At 59.9% G+C, this 24,349-nt stretch carries 26 protein-coding genes; 12 read left to right on the top strand and 14 right to left on the bottom strand.

Annotation, left to right across the window (positions count from 1 at the left end; all coding sequences use genetic code 11):
* Positions 1–1,074: 1,074 nt before the first annotated feature.
* Positions 1,075–2,025, bottom strand: coding sequence for a cupin domain-containing protein (locus tag CFR80_RS08720; RefSeq protein WP_232275685.1), 951 nt, complete (start codon positions 2,023–2,025; stop codon positions 1,075–1,077).
* Between the two features lie 248 nt (positions 2,026–2,273).
* Here CFR80_RS08720 and CFR80_RS08715 point away from each other — a divergent pair, with 248 nt between their 5' ends.
* Together CFR80_RS08715 and CFR80_RS08710 are read left to right on the top strand one after the other, a co-directional pair.
* Positions 2,274–2,963 (top strand): hypothetical protein, encoded by a 690-nt coding sequence (locus CFR80_RS08715; RefSeq protein ID WP_146221621.1) that lies wholly within the window; start codon positions 2,274–2,276, stop codon positions 2,961–2,963.
* Positions 2,950–3,168: a helix-turn-helix transcriptional regulator gene (locus CFR80_RS08710; protein ID WP_010514295.1), complete on the top strand. Its 219-nt coding sequence runs from the start codon at positions 2,950–2,952 to the stop codon at positions 3,166–3,168. The genes CFR80_RS08715 and CFR80_RS08710 overlap by 14 nt, the downstream gene beginning before the upstream one ends.
* Before the next feature lie 71 nt (positions 3,169–3,239).
* Here CFR80_RS08710 and CFR80_RS08705 read toward each other — a convergent pair whose 3' ends face one another.
* The 3 genes from CFR80_RS08705 to CFR80_RS08700 are packed head-to-tail and all read right to left on the bottom strand — an operon-like array spanning position 3,240 to position 4,604.
* The gene (locus tag CFR80_RS08705; RefSeq protein WP_010514294.1) at positions 3,240–4,139 is read right to left on the bottom strand and encodes a sulfurtransferase; all 900 of its coding nucleotides are present in this window, start codon (positions 4,137–4,139) and stop codon (positions 3,240–3,242) included.
* A gap of 39 nt (positions 4,140–4,178) precedes the next feature.
* Positions 4,179–4,304 (bottom strand): hypothetical protein, encoded by a 126-nt coding sequence (locus CFR80_RS19790; RefSeq protein WP_258367752.1) that lies wholly within the window; start codon positions 4,302–4,304, stop codon positions 4,179–4,181.
* 60 nt (positions 4,305–4,364) lie between these two features.
* Positions 4,365–4,604: a hypothetical protein gene (locus CFR80_RS08700; RefSeq protein WP_110507241.1), complete on the bottom strand. Its 240-nt coding sequence runs from the start codon at positions 4,602–4,604 to the stop codon at positions 4,365–4,367.
* 377 nt (positions 4,605–4,981) lie between these two features.
* Here CFR80_RS08700 and CFR80_RS08695 point away from each other — a divergent pair, with 377 nt between their 5' ends.
* Positions 4,982–5,149 (top strand): CsbD family protein, encoded by a 168-nt coding sequence (locus CFR80_RS08695; RefSeq protein WP_232275682.1) that lies wholly within the window; start codon positions 4,982–4,984, stop codon positions 5,147–5,149.
* A 133-nt stretch (positions 5,150–5,282) separates the two neighbouring features.
* Positions 5,283–5,522 (top strand): hypothetical protein, encoded by a 240-nt coding sequence (locus CFR80_RS08690; RefSeq protein WP_010514290.1) that lies wholly within the window; start codon positions 5,283–5,285, stop codon positions 5,520–5,522.
* Positions 5,523–5,710: 188 nt separating this feature from the next.
* On the opposite strand, the gene CFR80_RS08685 is transcribed toward CFR80_RS08690, so the two are convergent.
* Positions 5,711–6,958: a DUF2075 domain-containing protein gene (locus CFR80_RS08685; RefSeq protein ID WP_010514288.1), complete on the bottom strand. Its 1,248-nt coding sequence runs from the start codon at positions 6,956–6,958 to the stop codon at positions 5,711–5,713.
* A gap of 167 nt (positions 6,959–7,125) precedes the next feature.
* On the opposite strand from CFR80_RS08685, the gene CFR80_RS08680 reads away from it, so the two are divergent.
* The gene (locus CFR80_RS08680) at positions 7,126–7,377 is read left to right on the top strand and encodes a hypothetical protein (RefSeq protein ID WP_010514287.1); all 252 of its coding nucleotides are present in this window, start codon (positions 7,126–7,128) and stop codon (positions 7,375–7,377) included.
* Between the two features lie 301 nt (positions 7,378–7,678).
* On the top strand, positions 7,679–8,356 hold the full coding sequence (trhA, locus tag CFR80_RS08675; RefSeq protein ID WP_010514286.1) for a PAQR family membrane homeostasis protein TrhA: 678 nt from the start codon (positions 7,679–7,681) through the stop codon (positions 8,354–8,356).
* Positions 8,357–8,694: 338 nt separating this feature from the next.
* Here the strand turns inward: trhA and CFR80_RS19260 are convergent, their stop codons facing one another.
* Positions 8,695–8,931 (bottom strand): hypothetical protein, encoded by a 237-nt coding sequence (locus tag CFR80_RS19260; RefSeq protein WP_181418182.1) that lies wholly within the window; start codon positions 8,929–8,931, stop codon positions 8,695–8,697.
* A 117-nt stretch (positions 8,932–9,048) separates the two neighbouring features.
* Here CFR80_RS19260 and CFR80_RS08670 point away from each other — a divergent pair, with 117 nt between their 5' ends.
* Together CFR80_RS08670 and CFR80_RS08665 are read left to right on the top strand one after the other, a co-directional pair.
* Positions 9,049–10,425 carry an HAD-IIIC family phosphatase gene (locus CFR80_RS08670; RefSeq protein WP_232275680.1) on the top strand — a complete coding sequence of 459 codons (1,377 nt, stop codon included), beginning with the start codon at positions 9,049–9,051 and terminating at the stop codon, positions 10,423–10,425.
* Positions 10,426–10,932: 507 nt separating this feature from the next.
* Positions 10,933–12,015 (top strand): WavE lipopolysaccharide synthesis family protein, encoded by a 1,083-nt coding sequence (locus tag CFR80_RS08665; RefSeq protein WP_110507240.1) that lies wholly within the window; start codon positions 10,933–10,935, stop codon positions 12,013–12,015.
* 185 nt (positions 12,016–12,200) lie between these two features.
* On the opposite strand, the gene CFR80_RS08660 is transcribed toward CFR80_RS08665, so the two are convergent.
* Positions 12,201–13,643, bottom strand: a complete 1,443-nt coding sequence (locus CFR80_RS08660; protein ID WP_010514283.1) for a sugar porter family MFS transporter — start codon at positions 13,641–13,643, stop codon at positions 12,201–12,203.
* Between the two features lie 218 nt (positions 13,644–13,861).
* Here CFR80_RS08660 and CFR80_RS08655 point away from each other — a divergent pair, with 218 nt between their 5' ends.
* On the top strand, positions 13,862–15,178 hold the full coding sequence (locus CFR80_RS08655; protein ID WP_258367751.1) for a DUF6056 family protein: 1,317 nt from the start codon (positions 13,862–13,864) through the stop codon (positions 15,176–15,178).
* Between the two features lie 18 nt (positions 15,179–15,196).
* Here CFR80_RS08655 and CFR80_RS08650 read toward each other — a convergent pair whose 3' ends face one another.
* A complete protein-coding gene (locus CFR80_RS08650) occupies positions 15,197–15,493 on the bottom strand; it encodes a hypothetical protein (RefSeq protein ID WP_010514281.1) in 297 nt (98 codons plus the stop codon).
* Positions 15,494–15,676: 183 nt separating this feature from the next.
* Here CFR80_RS08650 and CFR80_RS08645 point away from each other — a divergent pair, with 183 nt between their 5' ends.
* Complete coding sequence (locus tag CFR80_RS08645; RefSeq protein ID WP_010514280.1) at positions 15,677–15,865, top strand: hypothetical protein; 189 nt, start codon at positions 15,677–15,679, stop codon at positions 15,863–15,865.
* A 264-nt stretch (positions 15,866–16,129) separates the two neighbouring features.
* Here CFR80_RS08645 and CFR80_RS08640 read toward each other — a convergent pair whose 3' ends face one another.
* The 5 genes from CFR80_RS08640 to CFR80_RS08625 all read right to left on the bottom strand — a co-directional run bounded on the left by CFR80_RS08640 (position 16,130) and on the right by CFR80_RS08625 (position 20,833).
* Positions 16,130–16,426: a hypothetical protein gene (locus CFR80_RS08640; RefSeq protein ID WP_010514278.1), complete on the bottom strand. Its 297-nt coding sequence runs from the start codon at positions 16,424–16,426 to the stop codon at positions 16,130–16,132.
* A 401-nt stretch (positions 16,427–16,827) separates the two neighbouring features.
* Positions 16,828–17,049: a hypothetical protein gene (locus CFR80_RS18880; RefSeq protein ID WP_010514276.1), complete on the bottom strand. Its 222-nt coding sequence runs from the start codon at positions 17,047–17,049 to the stop codon at positions 16,828–16,830.
* A gap of 489 nt (positions 17,050–17,538) precedes the next feature.
* Positions 17,539–18,573, bottom strand: coding sequence for an alcohol dehydrogenase AdhP (gene adhP, locus CFR80_RS08635; protein ID WP_010514275.1), 1,035 nt, complete (start codon positions 18,571–18,573; stop codon positions 17,539–17,541).
* A gap of 139 nt (positions 18,574–18,712) precedes the next feature.
* Complete coding sequence (gene metC / locus CFR80_RS08630) at positions 18,713–19,972, bottom strand: cystathionine beta-lyase (protein WP_010514274.1); 1,260 nt, start codon at positions 19,970–19,972, stop codon at positions 18,713–18,715.
* 12 nt (positions 19,973–19,984) lie between these two features.
* Positions 19,985–20,833 carry a sulfurtransferase gene (locus CFR80_RS08625; RefSeq protein WP_010514273.1) on the bottom strand — a complete coding sequence of 283 codons (849 nt, stop codon included), beginning with the start codon at positions 20,831–20,833 and terminating at the stop codon, positions 19,985–19,987.
* 118 nt (positions 20,834–20,951) lie between these two features.
* On the opposite strand from CFR80_RS08625, the gene CFR80_RS08620 reads away from it, so the two are divergent.
* Both CFR80_RS08620 and CFR80_RS08615 read left to right on the top strand, forming a co-directional pair.
* Entirely contained in the window at positions 20,952–22,028 is a 1,077-nt protein-coding gene (locus tag CFR80_RS08620; RefSeq protein ID WP_010514272.1) for an AI-2E family transporter, read from the top strand.
* On the top strand, positions 22,025–22,723 hold the full coding sequence (locus tag CFR80_RS08615) for an endonuclease/exonuclease/phosphatase family protein (RefSeq protein WP_010514271.1): 699 nt from the start codon (positions 22,025–22,027) through the stop codon (positions 22,721–22,723). Before CFR80_RS08620 ends, CFR80_RS08615 begins: the two co-directional genes overlap by 4 nt.
* A 122-nt stretch (positions 22,724–22,845) precedes the next feature.
* Here the strand turns inward: CFR80_RS08615 and cls are convergent, their stop codons facing one another.
* The gene (cls, locus tag CFR80_RS08610; protein ID WP_029329440.1) at positions 22,846–24,264 is read right to left on the bottom strand and encodes a cardiolipin synthase; all 1,419 of its coding nucleotides are present in this window, start codon (positions 24,262–24,264) and stop codon (positions 22,846–22,848) included.
* Positions 24,265–24,349 lie beyond the last annotated feature (85 nt).

The raw sequence follows: 24,349 nt of genomic DNA, 5'->3' as shown, positions 1-24,349 counted from the left end.
GCAGAAGATACGGCTGAGACCGGTCAAATGGGATGAAACTGCTCATCTCACCACCTTACAACCTTACCCCTTCACAGGGTACCCCAACCCGACAGGCTGTTAGTCACTCTTTGAATGACTCGCGGTTTTACCGTGCGCCATCTATGGGCATTTTCTGACCAACCTCATTGATATTATTTGGGAAACAGGAAAATCATAATCCCTTGGTCGGCGGTTCAAATCCGTCCACCGCTACCATCTGCGTTAGGATTGATTTTCCTTACATTTTTAGACTTTTTCAGGGCCATCATCCGGTCCTGTCGCAAGTTGTTTTAGCACTCTCCGATCCCCTGTTTTAGCACTATCCTGCTCTAAACGATAACGGGTGGCCTTTGTTGCGGCGCTTTGTGCCCGACGCCTATGGCCTGCTTTCCAGACATCACGATTGACCACGGCCGGGAATTGCGGATCGCATGAACATTCCGGATAGTCCGGTGTGGGTCAGCCGACGCATCCCGATGACCGGGAAATATGCGCCAACAGCCGTGCCGCCAATGCAAACCCGGCATCGTCGAACGGATTTCCCGGCGGAAGAGGCGGCCAACCATGGCAATGCACGCGTGATGATCGGTAACATGATCGTCCACGCATGCGGACATGGCGCGAGTGCCCATAAAAAGGGACATGAATCAGTCCAGCGGACACCTCCATGGCGCACTGACCATGAAAATGCATGCAGTTATAAAGGCCGCTACGCCATGCCTGCCCCATAGACAGGGAGCCGACATCACGGCAGTAGATTCTCCTGGGGATGAAGTCGGTCCTGAAAGCCTTCATCTCCAATCGGGTTTATGATGCCGCTTCACTACCCGGCCGGCCTGAAAAACGGGGCTCACACCGGACATCCCTGAACGGGAGCACTGCTGGACTCCACGCAAGTGTCACTTCCCGCCTTACAAATGAAATGCGTCCCTACCGATCCCAGGCCATTCGGAGGCATCGCAACATGCTTCGAGCGGCAGCATCCAATCTGGCCTGCTACCGCTCGGCATCAACCGACCGCACGCCGCGGCCGGGCATGCGACAGGGGCGGGATTATGGTTTCAGAACCTGCGTATCCGACTGTCGCCAGGCCGGTGCGGCGGCGACATAGAAAACAAGGGTCGATACGGCGTTGATGCTGTGCGGGACCCGGGGCGGCAGATAGATGACAGATCCCGCCGTCACGGGGCGGACATCATGACCGACCTGAACATTGCCCTGCCCGCTGACGACAAACATGACTTCATGTCCCTTGCGGGTCATCATGCGGGGCATGCCATGTCCGGCAGAGATGACAAACCGCGAGCCACTGATCCGGTCCGAGTGTTGCGGCGCGGTCCGGCCGACCAGTTCCTCAAGCTGCACCGGTGCCGGTGGCGTCCCGACCGTCTTCATGTCTGCGGGCCTGCTCAGGGCATCCTGTCGTGTCAGTTCGGTAATCTGTCTGGTAAATTCGGGGTAACGGGCAATCAGGTCATCACGATAGCCCTGCTCGTAATCCGCATAATCGAAACCGGGGGAAAGCGTATTGCCGCCAAAGGTATAGGCCGTCCGCGCAGTTCCCCTGGGCATGGCCCCCATCCATGTGCCGCGTGGCACAAGGATCTGCGGTTCCTCCCCGGCCAGAACGTTGCCGCCCCAGACTCTGGTCTCGCCATGCCCGTCGGGGTAAAGCAGCAGTAGCGTCGCCGGATCGCCCCCATAGAAATGCCAGACCTCATCCGTTGCCAGCCTGTGCATGGCTGAAAAATCTTGGTGCGTCAGAAGCAGGTAGATCGCACTGTAGGCCCGCCGTTCGCCCGCCGCACCCGTGGCCGGTCCGCCGTCGGCCGTCTCGCCACTTTTCAGCGTCTGTACGAACCATGGCCCTTCATGGGGGATCTTTTCCATGTGCAGATGCGAGATCAGTGCCTGCGCGGCCACGGGCGGCCGGCCTGCCGGAACCGCTCCCGCGCAGGCACTGGCGCCTGAACCCAGTAGCAGGACGCCGGCCAGCAGAAGCACATGTTTCAAATTCATTCTCCCCGTGACTCGATGGAACATCCAGCTTTGCCCCATGCGTGGAATCTGGATACAGGAAATTCCGCACGGGATGAGGGAAAATACCCTGACGTCATAACCTTGGGCGCAGGCGGCATTCCACCCCTGACCTGAATCGAGACCCCGACCGGCCCCATCCCCCGATTTGGCTTGCACCCGGCCCGGTCAGGGCGATATGTAACCTTAAGGTGACATATCGCGTGGTGACGGACATGACGTTGAAACGGAAATTCCCTGGCTTCACCCCCTGGCAATGGGCCCGGCTGGTCCTTGTCGCCTGCGGTTACACCTGGGTTCAGGCTTACCGGCCCTTCGGGTGGCTGTTTGGCTGGCAGGTGTTCGAGGCCCGGCATGGCACATGGCCCGAGGGGCTGTGTTTCCTGTGCCTGCTGATCGCGCTGCGTATGGGCTGGGACAGGATCATCCTGCACCGGCGCTGGACGGATGATCTGGCACGAACACGTCACGCGCTGGAGCGTGGCGAGGTCAGGCGCATGTCATTCCCGGTGAGGCTGGCGTTCCTGCTCGGCTCCCTTGCCATCGTGCTGTTGGCCGTCTGGATGCGGCAGGTGGACCCGGTGCGCAATCCCGGCTTCCTGCCACTGGCATGCGGTCTGTTCGGCCTGTTCGCCCTTGTCGAGTTCAGTCATGTGATGTTCATGGGGGACGGCCCGTTTTACGATCCACATGACGAAATGCAGGCCTTTTTCCGCATGCGGGCACTACGCACCGGCTATGGCGTGATGCTGCTGGCACTGGCGCTGCTGCTGGTCGTGCAGGTTGTCGCACCACCACTGGCGCTGTATGCGGGGCCCATGCTGCTGGCAGCGGGGCTGATCGTGCCCAATGCCATACTTGTGCATCTTAATCGCAGGGCCGAACTGACGGATGAAAGTCCATAATTCCCTCAGGGCGTGTCGCACGGCGCAGGGACTGACACAGGCGGCCCTGGCGGAGCGGGTCGGGGTATCACGCAAAACGATCAATACCGTGGAAAACAGCGTTTTCATGCCATCCGTCGGCCTGGCCCTGACCCTTGCCCGCAGCCTGGGGGTCATGGTGGAGGACCTGTTCACCCTTGCCCCTGATGAGCCGGAGAAACCGTAGGGATCACGACCATGCGCCTGCGTCCGGATGGGGCTGAAGGATCATGTCCCCCTTCCCCATCCGGTCTGGCATCACCCGCGATACGGGGCGGCAGCCTTGGGCAGGCCGTCCTCGATCGGCAGGGCCGGGTTGCGGGACCATTCGTTCCACGATCCCATATAGATCCGCAGGCGGCTGAACCCGGCGGATGCCAGCGCGACATAGGTATTGGCCGCGCGCGCGCCCTTGAAACAGTAGATGATGATGTCATCATCCGGCCGCAGCCCACGGCTGGCGGCAAGGGCGCGGATGTCCTCCGCATTGCGGAAGGCGGCATGGTTGTCGGTGACTGTCATGAAGTCATACCACTCGATCCACACGGCTCCCGGTATACGCCCCTTGCGCGGGGCGAAATCAACACCGTAAGGGGACGAACTCTCCGCCAGCCATTCCACCCGGTCGCGGTTGTCCAGCAACCGGACCGTGGGCGACCCCAGCGCCGCGCGCACGTCCTCATACGTGGCCATGAGGGCGGCATTGATCTGCAGCGGGAACGTGGTGCGCGCGGGGGTGACGGTTTCGGTCGTCAGCGTCCCGCCGCCCCTGCGCCATGCGCTCAGCCCGCCATCAAGGATACCAACGGATGGATAGCCGAGATAGCTGAGGATCCAGTACCCCCGGCATGACGCGCCATAGCGCGTGTGCAGGGCATCTTCGTAAACGATGGCGGTCTTTTTGCCATCCAGCCCGTAATCGGCGAACAGGCTGGCGAAGGTCTGCTGCAGCGTGTGCAGCCCATCCTGCGTGGTTTCTGCCAGATAGGTGAAGATGTCGGGCATGCTGACCGCGCCGGGTATGTGGCCTGCGTCAAAATCCTTCCGGTCGCGCACATCGATCACGACCGCGTCGCCAGCCGCAAGCAGCCTGCGCACATCATCGGGGGAATAAAGAACGGTTGTCGGCATGGTGGCTTCCTGCATGGTTGCGGACATGCCATCCGCACTACCAGAAATCGGGATGGAGGGGGAAGTTTATGGCCCTCCCCCCACGCAGGTCAGGGTCAGCCCCGCATGGCGGCGTTCCAGCCTCCTGCCGCCTATGGCCCCCGTCATGACGGCAGCAGGGCAGATACAGTTCCCCATACGGTCCTGCTTCATGAGCAATCATTGACTGATATCCAGCATTGCTGCCGGGAAGGGAAACAGGGAGATCGTCAATTAGCACGCAGGCATTCCCTGCCATGATCTGCCGCCCCGGTTCCGCGACTGCGCCGCTGGGGCGAAAATGGCGTGATCGAGCGGATTTTCCGAAGTCAGGCTGCTGATCCCGCCAATGAATATGGGATAATCGACAGCACGACTGTCCGGACGCACCAGCATAATGCCGGTATCCATGAAATAAGGGGACAGGTCAGGACCATCGGGCAGTCCCGTGGCGGGCTGCCTACATGATTTCATGCCGTTGTCGATGTAGCAGGAAAAACAGCCATCCTTCCCCTGCCCCCATGGCAAAGGGCAGATATTACCGAATTAATTCCGCCATCCATCATCGACCTTGACTGGCGACACGCCCTCGCCTGCCCTGATGCCATCTTCACCGATCAGGCCGGTATCCGCCCCTGAAAACATTGACAGGGAACCACATGGTCAGCCACGCGCTTCGCCCCGGATGATGTCGGGGCAGCATGCGCCGAGCTGGCGTCTCATGCATTAAATGTTAGTCAGACATGCATTAACTGTTGCACCTGCATATGCATCATGCTGTTGTCTGTCATGCGTATGACGCAGCATTCCTTATCCTGAACGAGAGATCAGCCATGGATCGTTTCAAGACGATGCTTACCGGTCGCACCAACATGCTGCTTGGCCAACTGAAACAGGAAATCGGCTACGCCACCGGGCTGCGGCGGCTGGAACGTCAGGGCATCGCGCAGGAAATGCGCGGCTTTTCCCAGACCGCCCGCCTGCACCGCATGACAACGGATCAGCCCGAGCAGGGATGAACGCTCCACGCATTCCACATGATACACCCCGCATGATGACGAACGCATAACCGCATCGCGCACAGGGAGGTTGCCGGAAAACCGGCAACCCGTACGATGGCCGCCTTATCTTATCCATTCAGGAATAACGGCCATGAGCAAAGACCAGATCATCGACATGCCCTTCACCACGGACGCCATGAAGGCAGCCATTGAACGGCGCATCATCCAGACGCCGGGCCTGTCCGATGCCCAGAAGCATGACCTGAGCGTAACGCTGGCGGGCATGGATGCCGGGCATCTGGCGACACTGGTCGAAACCGTTCTGGGCCATGCCATTGAATCCGGCCCTGAAATCCTGCCCTACCTGCAGCGCCTTGGCCAGCGCGGCTGAAAAACCAGGAAATAACAGAAGGTTCCGGATGCCGCCTCTTCCCGCGAAAGGCGGCTTTTCCTGTATCCGCCCGGACACCTGTCACAACAGGCCGCCTTCATCCCGGATATGAAGACGCGGCCATCCACATGTCCGGCGTTATGACAACCTGTCCTGTAACCGACCGGTTACGCAGGCAACCGTTCCGGTCAGGACGTGACTGCCGGTGCATCCTGCCGGGCGCGCCACAACGCCGCCAGCCGGGCATGCAGGCGCGGGTCACTGGCATAGATATATAGCCCCCGCACACCCCGCGTCATGAGGACGTTGATGGAATTGAGGATGATCCGTTCCATCACCGCCTGCGGGTTTTCCACCCCGTCGCGCCCGGTAAACGCGGCCCTGTCCTCGTACCGTGACGGGTCGATCACGATCCGGTCGGCAGCCGGATCATAGCCGACGGACGGGCCAAGGATCACGCCCGCGTAATTCAGGTCGAACCCCTGGATGGTATAGACCGAACCGACTTCATCAATCGTATCGGGCCGTTCCGCCCATGGCAGGCGCGCCTGTGGCATGGCGCGGTCCCAGCGCAGGTGAAAACGCCCCTCCGTAATGAAATGGTCATGCCCGTTCAGGGTATAGGGATAATCATACGTGGCCAGCATGCGACACATCCCGCACTGCGCGTTGCGCTGCCTTATGGCGTCATACATGGCCTGCGCGTCATCAAAGATACGGAAGTCAAACGGTTGTGGGGCTGGCAGGGGCAGCAGCCTGCCGTCACGCAGGGCATGGATCCACGTCATGACATCCGCATGGGCATGCACGCGGAACTGCTGGTCCAGCCTGCGGGTCACCACCGGATAACCCGCGACCAGACGGCGCAGGGTGGCGTCGTTCCACAGGCTCTTGAACTTCAGCACCTGATACGCATCGAATATGATGACCACGACATGTGCGTGGCGGATGATTTCCGCCAGCTGGTTATCCTGCCGGAAACGGTTATAGGGATCGCTGCGGGTCAGCAGCAGGTGCGCCTCATCCACCAGCACGATGTCGGCACGATCATGGCGGGCCGACATCTGGTTGATGAAGGTGGTCGGACGTTCGAAATCCTTCTTGCGCAGGCAGGTCCGGGATTCGGAAATATTGCGGTACAGCTTGATCATTTCCGGGTGGTTGACCAACAGCCAGTTGCGGGTGCCATGCAGCGGGTCGTGGCCGTCACGCCCCCGCGCCGCCTGCTGTATGGCGGTGAACAGGGTATTCAGCAGCAGGCTCTTGCCCGTGCCCGCATCGCCTTCAATCACGAACAGGGCATGATCATCCGCCCGGTGCGCGCGACAGAAGGCCAGGACCTCCGCCTTCAGCGCCTCCTGCTGGCCCGTCAGCGCCATGGTCGGGGCAAGGCGGGCAAGCGCGCTGTCGGGGGCGCAATGGATGGGGTCTGGCATGTGTCTCCCTCTCTGTGCCGTCTCCCTTTTACGTCGCGGGGCGGCGGACCAGATATGTGAAATATGACGCAAGGGCATGTGTACCCTATTGGTTTTCCTGCCCTGTCATACGTTATATCATCCCGTCACGCGCATACCGCGCATCATTCAGACAGGATTGCCCGATCATGACCGACAAACCCACAGCCGCCGCACGCGAACACATGCACAAGCTGGCGGACAGGGGCCTGAAGGAACCCAAGCTGCTGACGAAGGAAGAGGTCATCTCCCTGGGCCAGCACGTCGCCAAGGAACACGGCCGCGCCACCGAGGCCGAGCATGAAATCGCCAGGAAGGCCCAGCACAACCCCGAAGGCATCACGGCGGAGGAAATCAAGACCCTGTGCAGCCACGTCACGGGCGAACGCACGGCCCGCTGAAGACCGGGGCCGGGACATGCGGCAGGCGCCTATGCCCCCGTATGACCCGGCCCATCTGCGTGCACGGCCTGAAACGTTTCCGACAGGACTTCTTCCAGAGGCGTTTCAGGACATGCCGCCGGTTCGGAAAATACAGCCTCCAAAAACTTCTATTTTTATCAGATTTTTATTCAGCAGGCGGTCTTGCGCCCATCATGCGGGATGCCTCACGCATGCATGATTTTTTTTGCATATATGGAAACAGACTTATTCATTATACGAGACCGGACCTGCGGAAAAATAAGGAGTATTTTCCGCCGCCATGAATACCCGCACGCGTTTTCCCATCTATTCCCTGTCCGAACGGGCGGCTGACCTGCTTGTCCATGTCATGGGCGTGGTGGGGTTGGGGTATGGCGTGCTGTGGCTTTTGCATACCGCCATGATGTCGCATTCAGGACTGGAATCCGGGGTGACGCTGCTGTACTGCGGGTCGATCCTGGCGACATGCCTGTCCTCGGCGGCCTATAATTTCTGTCCGTCATGCTGGCTCAAGGGCGGGTTGCAGCGCATTGACCAGTCGGTGATCTTCATCGCCATCGCCGCAAGCTATACCCCCTTCATCCTGCTGGGTGGACACGGTATGGGTAGTGTGTGGTTCTGCGCCCTGTTATGGACCATGGCCGGGACAGGTGTCGTGGCCAAGATGTGTTTCTTCACATGGTCGCGGCGGTATCATGTGATGCCCTATCTGTGTGTGGCGTGGGTATTCTTCCTGTGTCCCGACCCGACGGTGTGGGCCCTGCCCGCGCGGGTGTTTTCCCTGATCATTCTGGGACTGGTGTTCTACTGTACCGGCGTCATATTCTACATGCGTGAGAACATGCCCTTTTCCAACGCATTATGGCATGTGATGGTCGTTCTGGGTGCCGGCACGCACATGGCTGCGGTGGGTTCCATGCTGCTGTATTACAGCCGCGGGCCGATGCGAGGTTTCTAGGATTCCGGACATGGTGGGATCAGCAACCTGCGGATGACGCCAGGCCGTTTTGTGAAGTGGACGGTCCGTAATAGTCAGCCGAACAAGACAATCCAGTAAAATGCCTCGTTTATTGCATCATTACGTTTTTTTATGTAACAAAATGCAAAGTGATCAGATTGTAACATAAGGGCATTTTAATGTTTACGCAGATATTCAAAAAATTAAAGAAAGTAATTGATATTCCCAATAAACTGGATCGAGTATCTTCCAATGGGATGAAAGGCTTCCCCTTTCTCAAGCTTGGGCCTGATATGGACAAGAAACTCAGTGTCGCGTTTTTTGGGCCCTGCTCGCTTTTACCCATAATCAATTATGCCATCGAGCATGGGCATGATGTCATTCATGTTGCGATGTGCGTTGATGAAAGTCGGCAGACGCATTTTTCCCCGCCCCTGTCGGAAATCAATCATGAAGCGGCAGAGGTCAACGTTATTGGCCTTCCGCTCCGTTCGGTCATGGCCGCAGGGGCCGTGCCCTTCGATGGTTTTGGGAATGAAATATTCTGGCCGCGCCTGAAAACCGAAAGTGATCATGAAGCCTATCTAAAATACTGTGTCGAATACATTTCAGATTTCATTGGGTCTATTTCCGATCTCCTTGACGGTAAACCAACATTTTTCCTGTCATTTTGGGAACCGCGCCAGAATTTTATGGGCGCGCTTTTTCCCCGTTTCGATCTGTCAAACCCGCAATATCTTGTCATGCGGCTAAATGCGGAAATGGAACGGATCATTCGGACCTATCCCAATACCTTCCTTCTGGATGTAAACGATATCCTGAATTCAATGGGACGTTTTCGGATACAGGATGACTACGCGCGCGAAATTTCCCATGCATCGAACATGTTCGATACAGCATTCGAGGATGACGCCAAGCGTATCCGTACAAGCACGCCGCTCTCCAGGATATATGACACAGACGGCCAGTATGGCGTGTATGGGCACTGCGTTTTCAACGCCATTCGCGATAACCTTGCCATTATAAACGCGGCAGCACCCATCAAACTGATCATCATGGACCTCGATGACACCATGTGGCGTGGCGTGCTGGCAGATGGTGACCGCTCACCCTATGAACGCACCGATTACTGGCCGACAGGGCTTGCCGAAGCCCTGCTGATCTACAAGGCCCGGGGCGGACTACTGGCGATATGCAGCAAGAATGATCCGGAACTGGCCCGTGCCGAATTCGACCGCGTCTGGCGAGGTCGGCTAAAACTGGAGGACTTTATTTCGGTCAGGATCAATTTCCAGCCGAAATCCGAAAACATTACGGAAATACTGGACGAGGTGAACCTTCTGCCTGCCAATGTCCTGTTCGTAGATGACAACCCGCGCGAGATTGATGAAGTCCGGTCCGTTATCCCTGACCTGCGGTTCCTGAGCGAGGAACATATGGACTGGCGGCGTGCGATCATTTTCTCCCCCTGTACACAGGTGGTGCAGGTCAGCATGGAATCCCAGCAACGCACCCAAACCCTGCGCGCCAAGATCAAGCGGGACCAGACCCAGCAGAAAATGAGCCGCGAGGAATGGCTTCGTTCGCTGCAGATCCAGCAGCGTTATGCCGTGGTCCGTTCGGAAAAAGACCAGAATTTCGCCCGAGCCTTCGAACTGCTAAACAAGACCAACCAGTTCAACACCACCGGGCAACGCTGGTCACTGGAAGACATCAAGGCGCTGTTTGCACGCGATGGATACATATTCTGCGTGTTCCTGCGCGACAAGGAAACGGATAATGGCCTGATCGGGTTACACCTGGTTCAGGGGAACCGGATCATCCAGTCCATCCTGTCATGCCGCGTATTTGGCCTGTGTTCCGAATATGCATCCATGCATGTCCTAGCGCAGCACATCCTGCGGTCTCACCCCACAGTGATGGGCTCCTTCGCACCAACCGGCCGTAATTTTTATTGTGAAAACTATCTGGAAAAGTGCGGTTTTACCCAAGACGGGGATAATCTTGTTGCCAGAACGGTCCCTGCTAACCCGTCCGAAGTCACCAGTGACACCAAAATTGCATGGTAAAGGGGCAATTGATGCCCTGCTTTTAGGGGGCCTGCCAGACGTTATGGGGCAGGCCTGCCACCACAGGACATAAACCGGCCACTGCACTGACTGCGACGGAATTGTTTAGGTGATACATCATGAATGACTGAGCTAAGATATATTCAAAGGAGATGCCATTCGTCAGCATGGCCGGACACACGATACACGACAACCCCATATGCGGGGCAGACTGGATATGTCTTGCAGTCCCGCCACGAACGGCAAGTTCGCGATTGATGCCGCGGGTAGTTTCGTCCCGCAATTTTCGTATATTATAAAAAAACCATCATAATTATACCGAATCATAGGCGCGTAATGATCAGTAAATTGCCGAACAAGAAAGATATTACAGATTCCCTTTCTATTGTTGTTCAGGGCCCTCTGAACAAACGCAACATCATTCAGACAGCCCGGATCATATCAGGCTGGAGAAAGATATTCAGTTCGTGCAGGATCATTTTCGCGATATCCCAGACGGATATCGTCATGTTCGACGGTCCCGGCATTATCTCCGATCCGCGCCTGGTCAAGAAATACAGGGATAACGGCCTGTTTTATGATGCCCTGGAACTGATTGCAGAATGCTGTGACGTGATCACCCTGTCCGGTGCGGCGGTTTCCATGCCCCCGGTCAAACAAGGAATCGGGAACAATCACTGCAACCTGCAGATCGAAGCGGCAAAAGCAGGGCTGGATCATGTCGGCACGGAATATGTTCTAAGAACACGAAATGATATCCTGTTCATTGATGACACATTTATTGATTTTTACATTAAAAACCATGCACTTCCACGGCACCGTTTCGCAGCGCTGAAACAGCGCGTCCTGATTTCCGAATTCTTTACGCTCAATCCCTATACGTTTGAATCCCTGCCTTTCCATTATAGCGACTGGTTCCATTTCGGTCTGACCGAAGACGTTCGCTGCCTATGGGATGTACCGCCATATAATATAATGGACGCAACATATTACGAAAGAAATCCATACCAGAAATCCACCGGCCTTAGGGAAAGAACATTCTTCAGCAGGTACGCGGTGGAGCAGCACCTGTCTTTCACTGTATTTAAAAAGTTCTTCCCGGAATTGACACTGGACTATCACGATGACCGGACATCCATAAAGGAATCAATCGGCGTTCTAGCCGATAACTTTGTGATCGGCGGCCCTGGCGAAATACAGACTTATTTCAAAAAATATAACGACTTGGAAACGGATGATTTTATTCATTCCATATGCATACCGTACAGCCTGTGGAAGAGAATCATCAAAAACAATGAAAAAGTTAATTATGAATTCCTTTTCTCCAAAGATATCGCGATAGCCAAGGTTGAATTGATCAACGAGGAAGAAGATGGGAAAGGATTGATAATTCCGCACGGTATCATCCTCAAGACATACATTTTCATCCTGCTTGGAATACTGGACACAAACCGACGTAGGAAACTGCAGGAAACCCCAAAGGCGTTTTTCAGAGATTCGAAATCCCGACTCACCAGATACATGGGCAAGCTGTATTTCAGATCGACGCGGCCGAACATCGACGCGACCGGCGTAAACACCCGACCGTAGCGCCCCTGCCCTGAACGCGTCATGCCATTTCCGGACGGCGGCGCACATGCGCACGACCGTTCGGCCCCATTTCATATCCCTGCATGACATGACGCGGCCATTCGGCATTCCCGTCGCCTCCAGCGTGGCGGCAGGACAGCCGGGACCATTGCCCATCCGGCGTACGGTTTATGTGCGGACGCGCCCTAGCGTCCGATCTCACGCAGGGGGCGACCGGCTTCCAGATGCTGCTCAATCACATCCAGCGGCACGTCGCGGGTTTCGGGCACCAGCGCCAGCGTAAACAGCACGAACACCACGTTCATCACGCTGAACCCGGCAAAAGTCCACCCTGCCCCCGCGACCGCCACGATGCTGAGGAACGTGTTGCTAACCGCCCAGTCCATGCCCCAGTTGGCCAGGGTCGAACATGCAACGCCAAAATCCCGCCCCTCGATCGGCTGGATTTCCGAACACAGGGTCCATACCAGCGGCCCCGCGCCCATGCCAAAGCCCGCCACGAACACCAGCAGGGCCGCCACCAGCGAAAGTACCGCGCCCATACCCTGCAGGTGCATCCCCTCGATCACGCCCGCAGCCGCCAGCGCGACCGCCATGATGACGCAGCTTGTCACCAGCAGTGGCCTGCGCCCCCAGCGCGAGACCATGAAAATGGCCAGCACGCCCACAACCGCATTGACCGCCCCCACCATGACAGTGGCCCATGCGGCGGCGGAGGTGCCGAAATGCGCGCCTTCCAGAATCTTGGGCGCGTAATACATCACAACATTGATGCCGGTCAGTTGCTGCATGACCTGCAGCCCGATGCCAAGGGCGACGGAGCGCCGGAAAAACGGTCTGGTCCGCAACAGCGCAAAGCCCCCGACCGGCCTGCCCGCCCCCAGTTCACGGCGGATGTTGTCCAGCTCCCGGTCCGCCGTCAGTTCATCTCCGCGCAGGCTGCGCAGGACCCTGCGTGCCTCCTCGAACCGTCCTTTCGCCGCAAGCCATGACGGGCTGGACGGCAGGAACGCGCACCCCATGAACAGCAGCGCCGCCGGGATGACCGGCAGCCCCACCATCAGCCGCCAGTGGCCGCCCCCCGACAGGATGCCCCCCGCCAGATATCCCAGCAGGATGCCCGCCGACTGCAGCATGGAAAAGGTGGACACCATGGTGCCGCGCATGCGCCCCGTGGTCAGTTCCGAAATATACAGCGGCGCGGTGAACGTGCAGATGCCAATGGCCATCCCGATCAGGAACCGCCCCAGCAGGATCTGCCCGATCAGGCCCGCCGTAGCGCACAGAAGCGCCCCCAGCCCGATCAGCAGCGTGGCCGTGCCCAGCGCCAGCCTGCGGCCGAAGCGGCTTGAGAACACCCCCGCCCCGCCCGATCCCAGCAGCGCGCCCACCATCAGCACCGAGACAACCCATTCCTGCGCACGGGCGGAAGCATGGAAATCCTGACCGATAAAACCCAGTGCTTCCGCGATCAGGCCCGTATCCAACCCCACCAGCAGCCCCGCGCTGGCCGTGGTCAGGGCCGCGCGCACCGCCGGACCATGGCTGCCCGATGGCGGCGGCGATACGGCAGGCCCATCCAGGCCGCCGCGCGAGGAGGAGACGGATTGATCGGCAGGCTGTAACACGTGGCTCTATCCCCTGATCTCCGGCATGATCATGATTGACGGGGCCGGTCAGGCCAAATTCATAGGCGATGCGGCCGAACCGATCCATGATACAACCCCACCCCATGGACGAATTATCGGGACGGTCCGGAACCGACGCCATCATTTTTCCGTAGGACCCGTCCCGGCATGACGGAAACCCGGACCGCAAGGGACCCCTGTATCCAATGAAACCGCCCATGCACATTTCCCCCCGCACCGAACCCGGCGAACGACTGGGTCTGGCCCTGTGCTTTGCATTCCTGCTGTGGGCCAACTGGGTCACGCCGCTATGGGCGGATGATTACTGCCGCACCATGCCGTTCAACCCCGCCACCATCGTGCGCATTGTCTGGGGCAATTACAATTTCTGGACGGGGCGGTGGTTCACCACGCTGGTCACATTCGTGGTGCTGGATCTGCGGCCCTATGGGTCACTTGCCGTCTTCGCGGTGGTGAATGCCGGGATCTTCACCTTTCTGGTCCATGTGGTGGTGCATATGTGCCGTGCGGTGGCGGGACAGCCCGCCCCTGCGCGCTGGCGCGACGGCGTGGCGCAGCACGTGCTGGTGTTCCTCATGCTGTGGTGGCTGCCGCGTACCATTGCCGAGGTCGCATTATGGAAAACCGGGTCCATTGGCTACCTGTGGCCCGTGACGGGGGAAATGTGGCTGCTGGCGCGGGTCCTGTCCCGCCGCACGGACATGAACATGGCGCAGTATGTGGCCGTATTCCTGATCGCCACGTTCCTTGAACCGCTTTCACTGCTGCTGACACTGGTACTGGCGGGCGCGGCGGTACGCGCATGGCAGCGGGGACAGCGGGTACCATGGCCGCTGGTGTGCAGTCATGCCTTGGGCACGCTGGTGCTGGGTATCGCGCCGGGCAACTATGTCCGTCAACGCACCATGGTGCCCAGCCCGCCTGTGGACCGGCTGGACGGGCTGCTGGGCAATCTGGGCAGCCTGTTTGACCTGTTCTGGCTACCATTTGTGGCATTGATCGGCATCGGCCTGTTTCTGGGGCGGCGACAGGTTTCCTGTCCCGCGTGCCTGCGTGCAGGACGCGGGATATGGTTTGCGGGGCTGGCGCTGGCCTATATGGCGCTGCTGCTCATGTTCCCGCGTGAGGTGCTGGCCGCGCGGGTGTCGTTCCCCGCCAGCGTGCTGCTGGTGTGCTATCTGGCCTGCCTGCTGTTCACCTGCCCCATCGGACGGTCCTTCAGCATGGTCATGGCGTCGGGCTGTGCCGGGCTGGTGGTCATGCACATGGCGATCGTGGTGCCCGACCTGACGCGGCTGGCGCGCATAAGCCATGACTGGGTGGCCAGCACGCGCGAACAGGTGGCGCGTGACCAGCCGGTTATCCTGCCCCGCGTTACGATGGGGCCACGACACAAGCTGCTTTATGTGCGCAAGGACATCATTTTCGTGGGCATAAACCCCGATCCGCACAACATGCTGACCATGTGCTTCGCACGCGCCATGGGCGCGTCCACCGTCAGGTCCGTGCCCTGACGGTGGCGGCATAGGTGATTACTGCACGTTGCCGTTGGGCGCGGGCGGCGGCGAAGGCTGCGTGCCCCCTTCGGGCGGGGCGCTGTCCTGCTGCTGGTTTTCACGCGCTTCCTTGCGCGCATGGTGGCGACGCGCCATGCCGGCGGCACATCCTGCCGCTGCACCGCCCTTGCCATGGCCACTGCCAATAAAATGCCCTGCCACGCCACCGGCGACGGCTCCCTTCACGCAGCCACCCGGTTCCGCATGTGCTGCAAACGGCAGGGCCAGGACGGTTGTGGTGGCAAGGGCCAAAGCGGTACGCCTGAAAAACATATCTTATCCCATCACGTTCATGTTGAAGCCTTTCAACGGCGGATTCCGCCCGGGGTTCCCCCCGTTTCGTTCCGGCGTGGTTTCAAGGGGGGAAACGCGGCGGCAGTCATGCAGGTCCACCGGTTGCCAGTCGCGATGGCATCTTCCATCCTTTGCCCATCAACCCGATGGGAGAGTGCCACCATGGCCAAAGAACCGACAGACATCATCCACGCCGCCCTGATCCACGCAGCCGCCACCCTGACGGCCGCGAAAAAGGAAGTGATGGAAAAAGCTTCCCCTGATGAAGTGAAGAAGCATTTCAAGACCTTCCTGCACACGCTGGAAGCAGGCTGGCGCGAGCATGAGGCGGGCGATCACCACCATTCCTGATCGCATGGTGTCATAACGCGAAAAGGGGGCGGCACCATCAGGTGTCGCCCCTTTTGTCCTGTGGGGATATTGTATCCCGTTCGCCCCCCGATGCGGGTGTGGACAACGACCGGGCCGGTCCGACAGGGCGTCCCGGCGCCTGAATGCAGACGGTTCGGAAGACGCTTTCTCCGACGGGTTTCAGCGGATGCAGCCTCCCCGCAGAAAGGCTGCATCCAGAACCCTCCGTTCCTTTTCAGTCATCCGGTCGCCCGAAACAGCCTTTTAGCGATGCCCGGTGAAGAACTGGCTCATGTCGCCCTTGGTCTTATGACCCCAGTTATCCAGTTTCTTCCCGGTCCGGTCGCCCCAGTCCTTGGCGCTGTCGGTTTTCTCGGCCGCCTTTTCATGGGCTTCATGGGCCTTTTCACGGGTCTCGCTGCTGGTTTCATGGGATTTCAGGCGCACTTCACATTCCGCATGATCCGTCACACCGTCGCAGGAATCCGCCAGCGCGGGCGCCAGCATTGCCACGTTCAGCCCGGTTGCGCACAGCCCTGCCAGAATCACCGTTTTTTTCATGATACCCTTACCTGTCTTTCAGTTTCTGCATTATCGACATGCCGACGTGGCCGCGCATGCCCTATCCAGTATAAATAACGCGACCGCGAAGCCGAAGTTTCTTCAGGTCATTTCATTCGGCCATGATAGATAATGATGAAATATTTTTCATATATTAAATTTTAAGAAGTTATATTGAAAATATATATTGGTAACTGTGTGAATATTATAAATACAAATTTAATAAATACATCCGATGATAACCATCCAAACGCTGAAAATAAATGGATATATCTGCGTTTCCTGAATAAAGCCGCCGGGATAGAAATCCATTCCCGATTCAGGCACGACACACTTTCCAGCGCGGTGCCTTTCCTTCTTTCTTTTTAAAAATTTACGCAGATATTGCCGTGGGTAGGTATTCATCCATCGTCCATAAATCTGGCGTTTTCAACCAATCCCATCCCGTGAATTTTGTCACGTCCGGTCCGGTTGTTACCGATGGTTTTGGCCACGATCTGGCATATTCCCATGAAAAAGACCGGAATAGCCTGCCGTACGATCCTGACCGTGGCAGAACTGTCATCGGGAATGACTGCTGAAGCGGCGCGGAAGTCCCGGTCAAAAGGAACGTCGTACTTCACGACGCCGCAGTGGCCGTGGCGGGGAGCATCGTGGCGAAAGACGTTTTCGCCTACGTCATACTCAATAGGAACCTGACCAGAATAATAAGAATACGGTTCAGGTGACAGGATTACGCGTACCGGAACCTGAACATGCCGGACGGGCGCAATCTACTCGAATTTACGGAAATGTCTGAACCCGAAATGGCCGGGATAACGGAATTCAATCCACCAAAAATAAAATTTTCGACCTGAAGCCGGAACCCGACAGTAAAATAATCAATCTGCCCAAAACATTACTGTCCCGCCTCGGCACTCTTTTACCTCAATACACAACAGCTTTCCATTATACGCCAGACAGGTCCCTGCCCAGCACGGCAATCGCGCAAGCACGACAGGGCGGCATATGCACGCCCCTGCCGCGACAGAACGTGACGGGATACGTCCCCCGTTCACGCCCCGCACGATGCCTCACCCTGACAGGACATCAGGGTGACGGCCGTCGCCGTTTCAGGCCCCGTTGCGGAAATCCAGCACGATGCGCCCTTCGACGCGGCCATGCTGAAGGTTGTCGAAAATGGTGTTGATGTTTTCCAGCCTGTCGGGCGTGACCACCGTTGTCACCTTGCCATCAGTAAAGAAGGACATGGCTTCGATCATGTCCAGACGCGTGCCGACAATGGACCCGCGCACGGTCGTGCCGTTCATCACCATGTCAAAGATGGACAGCGGGAAGTCACCGGGCGGCAGGCCGTTCAGCACCACCGTGCCCCCGCGCCGCGCGTAACCCACCGCCTGGCTGAACGCCTTGTCCGACACGGCGGTAACCAGCACGCCATGGGTGCCCCCGGTCTGTTCACGGATATAGGCGACAGGGTCCTGCTTCAGCGCATTGACGGTCACGCGCGCGCCCAGCTTGCGGGCTTCTTCCAGCTTTTCATCGCTGATATCGACCGCCGCCACGTTCAGGCCCATGGCCACGGCATACTGGATGGCCATCTGCCCAAGGCCGCCCGCGCCGGAAATGGCAACCCATTCCCCCGCGCGCGTGTCAGTCATCTTCAGGCCCTTGTACACCGTCAGTCCCGCGCACAGTACGGGAGCGGTCTTGATCGGGTCGATGTCTTTCGGCAGGTGGGCGACGTAATTGGGGTCAGCCACCACGTATTCGGCAAAGCAGCCATTAACGGAATAGCCGGTGTCTTCCTGTTTTTCACACAGGGTTTCCCACCCGCCCAGACAGTGTTCGCAATGCCCGCAGGCCGAATACAGCCAGGGCACGCCCACCACGTCCCCGGTCTTGATCCAGCTGACGTTGCTGCCGACCTCGACCACGTGGCCGATCCCCTCATGCCCCGGAATGAAGGGGGGATTGGGCTTGGTGGGCCAGTCACCGCGGGCGGCGTGCAGGTCGGTGTGGCAGACACCGCAGGCATCGACCTTGACCAGGATCTGGTTGGAGTTGATCTGCGGAATGTCCAGTTCCTCGATCGTCAGCGGCTTGCCGAATTCCCGCACAACCGCAGCCTTCATCTTTCCAGCCATCTTGCACCTTCCGTTCCGATGTCATGACCCCGGCAAGGGAGCCACCGTTACCTGCGCCACCCGCCCGGCCGGCATGGCCGGACGGGGGCATGAATGGGGGGAGTGTTTCACCCCTACCCCGTTGCAGCCTTGATCTACGTCAGCCTGTCCCCCGCACTGCGCGGGCGGCAGACATGCCATCCAGCCCCCGCGCCAGATCGGCCGCCAGCGCTGCGCCATCTTCCAGCCCGATATGCAGCCGACAGGCCGGCCCTTCGGCCGTGACCGACGGGCATGAGCGCGAAATCCCGCCCGAGGTGGGCAGCACAAGGCTTTCATACCCGCCCCATGACGCACCAATGCCAAAATGCGACAGGCCATCGATCATGGCGGTCATGTCCGCCTGCGTGAAAGCGGGATCGAACACCACGCCAAACAGCGACGACGCGCCACTGAAATCACGTGCCCAGTATTCATGCCCCGGGCATGACGGCAGGGCGGGATGCAGCACGCGGCTGACTTCCGGCCGGGACTGCAACCACATTGCCACCCCCAGCGCGGTGGCCGCCTGACGTTCCTGGCGCGCGCCCATGGTGCGCAGGCCGCGCAGCGTCAGCCAGCAGTCATCCGGCCCAGCCGTCTGCCCGGCCTGTATCGCGGTATCGCGCAATGGCCGCCAGTCCGCATCGGATGCCACCGTCACCGCGCCGATAATGGTGTCGGAATGGCCCGCGGCATATTTGGTCAGCGCCTGCACCGACACATGCGCCCCGTGCGCGAACGGGTTGAACAGGCCGATCCCCCACGTGTTGTCCACCACCAGCCGTGCCCGCGCGCGCGCGGCCAGGCGGCCCATCATGGGAATATCCTGCACCTCGAACGAATGGCTGCCGGGACTTTCGGCAAAGATCAGACGGGTATTGGGCTGCAACAGGGCCTGAAGGTCGCCCTCGGTCGCCATGGGGGGGAAATAGGTGACCTCCACCCCAAATCGGCGCAGCACCCTGTCGGCGAAACGCCGGGTGGGACCATAGACGGAATCCGACAGCAGGCAGTGATCCCCCGCCCCCAGATAGGCCAGCAGCGGCAGCGTGCACGCCGCCAGCCCCGATGGCACGACCTGCGCCTGCGTGCCGCCTTCGATTTCGGCAATGACCGCTTCCAGCCGGTGCTGGATGGGCGATCCCATGGCGCCGTAGATCAGTTCCGGCCCATAGCGGCCATGCCCCGCGCGGTCCATGGCCTCAAGGCTGGAAAACAGCACGGTGGAACCGCGCTCGGCGGCGGGATTGACGAATACGCCCCTGTCCCCCTCCGGCCGGTCGCGCCCAAGCTGGACAAGCCGCGTGGACATGTCGCGCCAGCCGCGTGTGACGCGTTCAAGCAGGTCGGGCGGCACCAGCGCCATGGGATCGGTCATGTCGTCCGCCCCTTATGCGCCACACACGATGGGCGAGTCAGGCGTGGACGCCCATTCCGCCCATGACCCGTCATAGACCGCGGGTTCCCCCGCACCCGCCCCGATGCTGACCAGCGCCAGCGCGATCATGCACGCGGTCATGCCGCTGCCGCATGAACAGGTGACGGCGGTAGTGTCGGTCACGCCAAGTCCCGCAAATTTCTCCTTCAGCGCAGCAGCGGGCAGGAAGCGGCCATTATCGTCCAGCAGTTCGGTATAGGGCAGGCTGCGGGCGCCGGGCATGTGGCCCGATTCAATCCCGGCGCGCGGTTCGGGATCGCGCCCTTCGAACCGGCCACGGCTGCGCGCGTCAAGGATCAGTCCCGGCAGACGGCCGTGCACGATGTCCAGCACGTCCCCCATGCCATGCAGGCGGTCATAGCGCGGACGGCTGACAAACGGCGCGGGGGCGGCAAGATCGGGCCCGCTTTCCAGTGGCAGGCCAGCACTTTTCCATGCCGCCAGCCCCCCTTCGAGCACCTGCACCCGTTCATGACCGAACAGGCGTGTCAGCCACCATGCCCGCGCGGCACAGGCCATGCCGTCCTGATCATAGAACACGATGCGTTTCGTATTGGCCATGCCCCGTTCCGTCGCCAGCCGGGCAAAGCGGGCCTGACCGGGAATGGTGTGCGGCAGGGGGGAATCCGGATCGGAGAAGGTATCGATGTCAAAGCGCACGGCGCCGGCGATATGGGCATTGGCAAAACGCTGCTGCGGGTCAAAGGCCTGCCCCGGCAGTGCCATGGAGGCATCAAGCACAAGGATGTCGCCCTGTTGGATGGCCTGTGCCAGATCACTGGCTGAGATCAGCGGATGCATACCTTCTCCCGGTCTTTAGGAATTGCGTGTCGCACAATAAGGTGCAGCATACGGCACGGGAACGAAAGTCCTGAACATTTGTCTTTCGTTTAATGGCAGGAGGGGATACGCCACCGCTATGGTCGAACGTATCATGATGGGACTGATGCTGGGGGGGATCGCATTCGGCTGCGTCCTGATCCTGTATCCGTTCCTTACCGCCCTGCTGTGGGCTGCGATCCTGACCTTTTCCACATGGCCGGTGTTCATGCGGCTGCGGCGGCACATGTCGCTGCTGCCCGCTGCCCTGATCATGACGGTGCTGTGCGCGCTGGTGCTGGTGGTGCCGCTGGCGGTGGTGGTATCCAGCAGCATTGCCGACGTTCCGGCCACCCTGCAGTACGTGGTGGACACCGTGGGCACGCTGCACCTGCCGCAACTGCCCGCGCGCATTGCGCATATCCCGCATTTTGGCCCCGAAATTGTTGAAAAATGGCAGAAATGGTCGGTTGATGTCGGCAGCATAGACCAGATCGTGCGCCCCTATGCCGGACGGATCGGGCAATCGATCCTCAGCGCCATGATGCAGCTGGCCAGCGGGCTGGCGCATCTGGCCATGGCGCTGTTCATCTCCTTCTTCTTCTGGCTGGGGGGGGACGCGCTGGGCAACACCTTCGTGGCCGTGGTGCGGCGGATCGCGGGCGTGTATGCCGAACGGATCCTGCGCATCGTGGGCCGGACCATCCGGGGCACGGTGTACGGCATTCTTGGCACCGCCATCATACAGGGCATCCTGACGTGCATCGGCTTTGCCATTGCGGGTATTTCCAGCCCCGTGCTGCTGGGCGCGGTCACCGCCTTTGTCGCGGTGCTGCCCATCGGCGCGCCGCTGATCTGGATTCCCGCCGCCGTGTTCCTGCTGCTGACCCACCATCCCGGCTGGGGCATTTTCCTGCTGCTGTATGGCACGATCATCGTATCCGGGGCGGACCACATCATCCGTCCCATGTTCATTGCGCGTGGCGCGCAGATGCCCTACCTGCTGACGGTGCTGGGCGTGCTGGGGGGTGTCCTGACATTCGGGGGGCTGGGAATTTTCCTTGGTCCCGTCCTGATTGGCGTGGGCTATACCCTGACTGCCGAATTCGCCGCGGGCGATCCCCGGTCGAAGGACCCCATCCCTGACGAAATACGCGAGCCGTTTATCGAACCATGACCCTAGCCCGCCCCTATCTTCGCCTGCCCTCCATCCAGCCACGCCATGGCTCGCCACCGCAGATGGACCTGACCCCGCCCGACCGCGAGGGCGAGGCGATCAAGATCGTCAGCTGGAACCTGCTGCGCCGCATCGGGGCGACGGTGCGCGACGTGATCGACCTGATCCGCACCGAACGGCCGGACCTTATGCTGATGCAGGAAGCAACGGTGGAAATCGACACCCTGCCCACCCTGATCGGCGGGCATTACGCACGTTCCCCCCTGCCCGGCCGCATACATGGGCTGGCGTGCTGGAGCCCGTGGCCCTATCGCCGCGAACCGCTGACCTGCACCCTGCCCGCCGGCACACTGATCCGCCGCGTGGCGCAGATCGTGGATTGCGGGACGGTAACGGTGGCCAACGTCCACCTGTCGCACGGGCAGCTGCTCAACCGCCGGCAGTTGCGCCGGGTGGTGCAGATCCTGCCGCATCAGGCCGCCATCCTGGGGGATTTCAATCAGGTCGGTCCCGCCCTGATCCGCCATTTCCATGACGTGGGGCCACGCGCGCCGACGCACCGCATGGCCGACATGCTGCCCATCCGGCTGGACCGCTGCCTTGTCCGCGGTCTGACCTGTGTCGAACGCCATGTAATCGAGAATTACGCATCCGACCACCGCCCCATCTCGGTCCTGCTGAAGCCCACGCGCTAGCCCCGTTACCCATTGTCCGGACAGACAGACGGGTCTGGTGACGCTTGGTTCAGGGATATTCGGGAAACGCCGCCTCTTGAAAAACGGCGGCCCCCAGAAACCTCTGTTTCATCAGTGGTTTCCTACAGATAGGGCAGGAGCAGCCGTGCCGCCGCGTCACGCATCTTGCGCGGAAAGGACCGGCGATCAAGGTCATGATGCGTCATGCGCACATGGCGGTGGGTGGCAATGAACCCATCAATCATGGTCGCCAGCGCGTCGTCATAGATTTCGAGGTTGATTTCAAAGTTCAGCCGCAGGCTGCGCACATCCAGGTTGGAACTGCCCACGAATGACCAGTGCCGGTCCACCACCATCAGCTTGGAATGGTTGAACGGCGGCCGCGCCAGCCAGATCCGGCACCCGGAATCCAGAAAACGCGGCAGGTTGGCTGCCCGCGCCCAGTCCAGCAGGGTATGGTTGCTGTGCCACGGCACGACGATATCCACCTCGATCCCCCGCATGGACGCAAGGGCCAGCGCGGTCAGGAACCGGTCATCGGGCAGGAAATACGGCGTCATGATCCGGATGCTGCGCTGCGCCAGCGTAAAGGCCTGCAGCATGGTGTATTCGATCTTTTCCAGATCCATATCCGGCCCGGCGGTGACGATGCGGCTCAGGCTGGGGCCGTGGCTGTCCTGCCGGGGAAAGTAGATGTCCGCCGTCAGTTCCTCGCCACAGGTAAAGGCCCAGTCACGCGCGAACGCCTCGCTCAACTGATGGACGACCGGGCCGTTCAGTTCGAAATGCGTATCCGATACCGGGTGCCGGGGGCGGGAGGCGGCGATGTTTTCCTCACCAATGTTCAGGCCGCCCATGAACCCGGTCAGCCCGTCCACCACCAGTATTTTCTTGTGATCACGCATGTTGATGAACGGCATGCGCCACGGCAGCATGGAATGCATGAACCGCCCCACCGGCACACCCGCATGGTGCAGGATCCGCCCCACGCCACAATTGAAATATCCCGACCCGACGCCATCAACCAGCACGCGCACCTGCGCGCCCCGCTTATGGGCCGCGATCAGCGCATCGCAGAACTGCCGCCCAATGCGGTCATCGCGAAAGATGTAGGAACACATCAGCACGCTGTGCCGCGCATTATTTATGGCCGCCAGCATGCGGGGATAGACGCTGTCGCCATCATGCATGGGGGTTACCGCATTGCCCCCCAGCAGCGGTCGCCCGGTCAGTTTCCCGGCCATGGAGGCAAGCGGCGCGAACGTCCCGGTTTCCTCCCTGCGCCATTGCGATGACGTGGTGCGGCTGCGCCACGGGTGCTGCCCCGCCATGCGCCGCGCCCGCCGGTGCACACGGTTGATGCCGAACATGGAATACAGCACGCCGCCCGTCAGCGGCATGAGCACGGTCACCCCGATCCAGCCGATGGACGCCCCGACATCCCGCTTGGTCAGCAGCACATGCACCACCACCACCACGATAATGGACACGCGCACCAGCAGCAGGCAAATATCCCATATGGTCAGGAAATGAAAAATCATGTCGCGCATCCCGTTCCGGCGCACGGTACCGGTCCATGCCCGGACCGCCCGGTCAGGCCGCCTGCTATATCCTACCCATCACGTT

It is taken from the genome of Komagataeibacter oboediens, assembly GCF_003207815.1.
In the GTDB taxonomy this organism is placed as follows: domain Bacteria; phylum Pseudomonadota; class Alphaproteobacteria; order Acetobacterales; family Acetobacteraceae; genus Komagataeibacter; species Komagataeibacter oboediens.
Note: the sequence above shows the minus strand (reverse complement) of the source record. Positions and strands in the feature narration are given on the sequence as shown.

Coding starts and splice junctions, on each gene's coding strand:
- CFR80_RS08680 (WP_010514287.1), top strand. CDS start 7,126: ATGACCGACAAACCCACAGCCGCCGCACGCGAACACATGCACAAGCTG.
- cls (WP_029329440.1), bottom strand. CDS start 24,264: ATGATTTTTCATTTCCTGACCATATGGGATATTTGCCTGCTGCTGGTG.
- CFR80_RS08640 (WP_010514278.1), bottom strand. CDS start 16,426: ATGAAAAAAACGGTGATTCTGGCAGGGCTGTGCGCAACCGGGCTGAAC.
- CFR80_RS08665 (WP_110507240.1), top strand. CDS start 10,933: ATGTTCGACGGTCCCGGCATTATCTCCGATCCGCGCCTGGTCAAGAAA.
- CFR80_RS08655 (WP_258367751.1), top strand. CDS start 13,862: ATGCACATTTCCCCCCGCACCGAACCCGGCGAACGACTGGGTCTGGCC.
- CFR80_RS19790 (WP_258367752.1), bottom strand. CDS start 4,304: ATGAAGCAGGACCGTATGGGGAACTGTATCTGCCCTGCTGCCGTCATG.
- CFR80_RS08695 (WP_232275682.1), top strand. CDS start 4,982: ATGCTTACCGGTCGCACCAACATGCTGCTTGGCCAACTGAAACAGGAA.
- CFR80_RS08615 (WP_010514271.1), top strand. CDS start 22,025: ATGACCCTAGCCCGCCCCTATCTTCGCCTGCCCTCCATCCAGCCACGC.
- CFR80_RS08715 (WP_146221621.1), top strand. CDS start 2,274: ATGACGTTGAAACGGAAATTCCCTGGCTTCACCCCCTGGCAATGGGCC.
- CFR80_RS08685 (WP_010514288.1), bottom strand. CDS start 6,958: ATGCCAGACCCCATCCATTGCGCCCCCGACAGCGCGCTTGCCCGCCTT.
- CFR80_RS08625 (WP_010514273.1), bottom strand. CDS start 20,833: ATGCATCCGCTGATCTCAGCCAGTGATCTGGCACAGGCCATCCAACAG.
- CFR80_RS08650 (WP_010514281.1), bottom strand. CDS start 15,493: ATGTTTTTCAGGCGTACCGCTTTGGCCCTTGCCACCACAACCGTCCTG.
- CFR80_RS08620 (WP_010514272.1), top strand. CDS start 20,952: ATGGTCGAACGTATCATGATGGGACTGATGCTGGGGGGGATCGCATTC.
- CFR80_RS08690 (WP_010514290.1), top strand. CDS start 5,283: ATGAGCAAAGACCAGATCATCGACATGCCCTTCACCACGGACGCCATG.
- adhP (WP_010514275.1), bottom strand. CDS start 18,573: ATGGCTGGAAAGATGAAGGCTGCGGTTGTGCGGGAATTCGGCAAGCCG.
- trhA (WP_010514286.1), top strand. CDS start 7,679: ATGAATACCCGCACGCGTTTTCCCATCTATTCCCTGTCCGAACGGGCG.
- CFR80_RS08700 (WP_110507241.1), bottom strand. CDS start 4,604: ATGAAATCATGTAGGCAGCCCGCCACGGGACTGCCCGATGGTCCTGAC.
- CFR80_RS08670 (WP_232275680.1), top strand. CDS start 9,049: ATGGGCGCGCTTTTTCCCCGTTTCGATCTGTCAAACCCGCAATATCTT.
- CFR80_RS19260 (WP_181418182.1), bottom strand. CDS start 8,931: ATGATCACTTTCGGTTTTCAGGCGCGGCCAGAATATTTCATTCCCAAA.
- metC (WP_010514274.1), bottom strand. CDS start 19,972: ATGACCGATCCCATGGCGCTGGTGCCGCCCGACCTGCTTGAACGCGTC.
- CFR80_RS08705 (WP_010514294.1), bottom strand. CDS start 4,139: ATGTCCGCAACCATGCAGGAAGCCACCATGCCGACAACCGTTCTTTAT.
- CFR80_RS08710 (WP_010514295.1), top strand. CDS start 2,950: ATGAAAGTCCATAATTCCCTCAGGGCGTGTCGCACGGCGCAGGGACTG.
- CFR80_RS08645 (WP_010514280.1), top strand. CDS start 15,677: ATGGCCAAAGAACCGACAGACATCATCCACGCCGCCCTGATCCACGCA.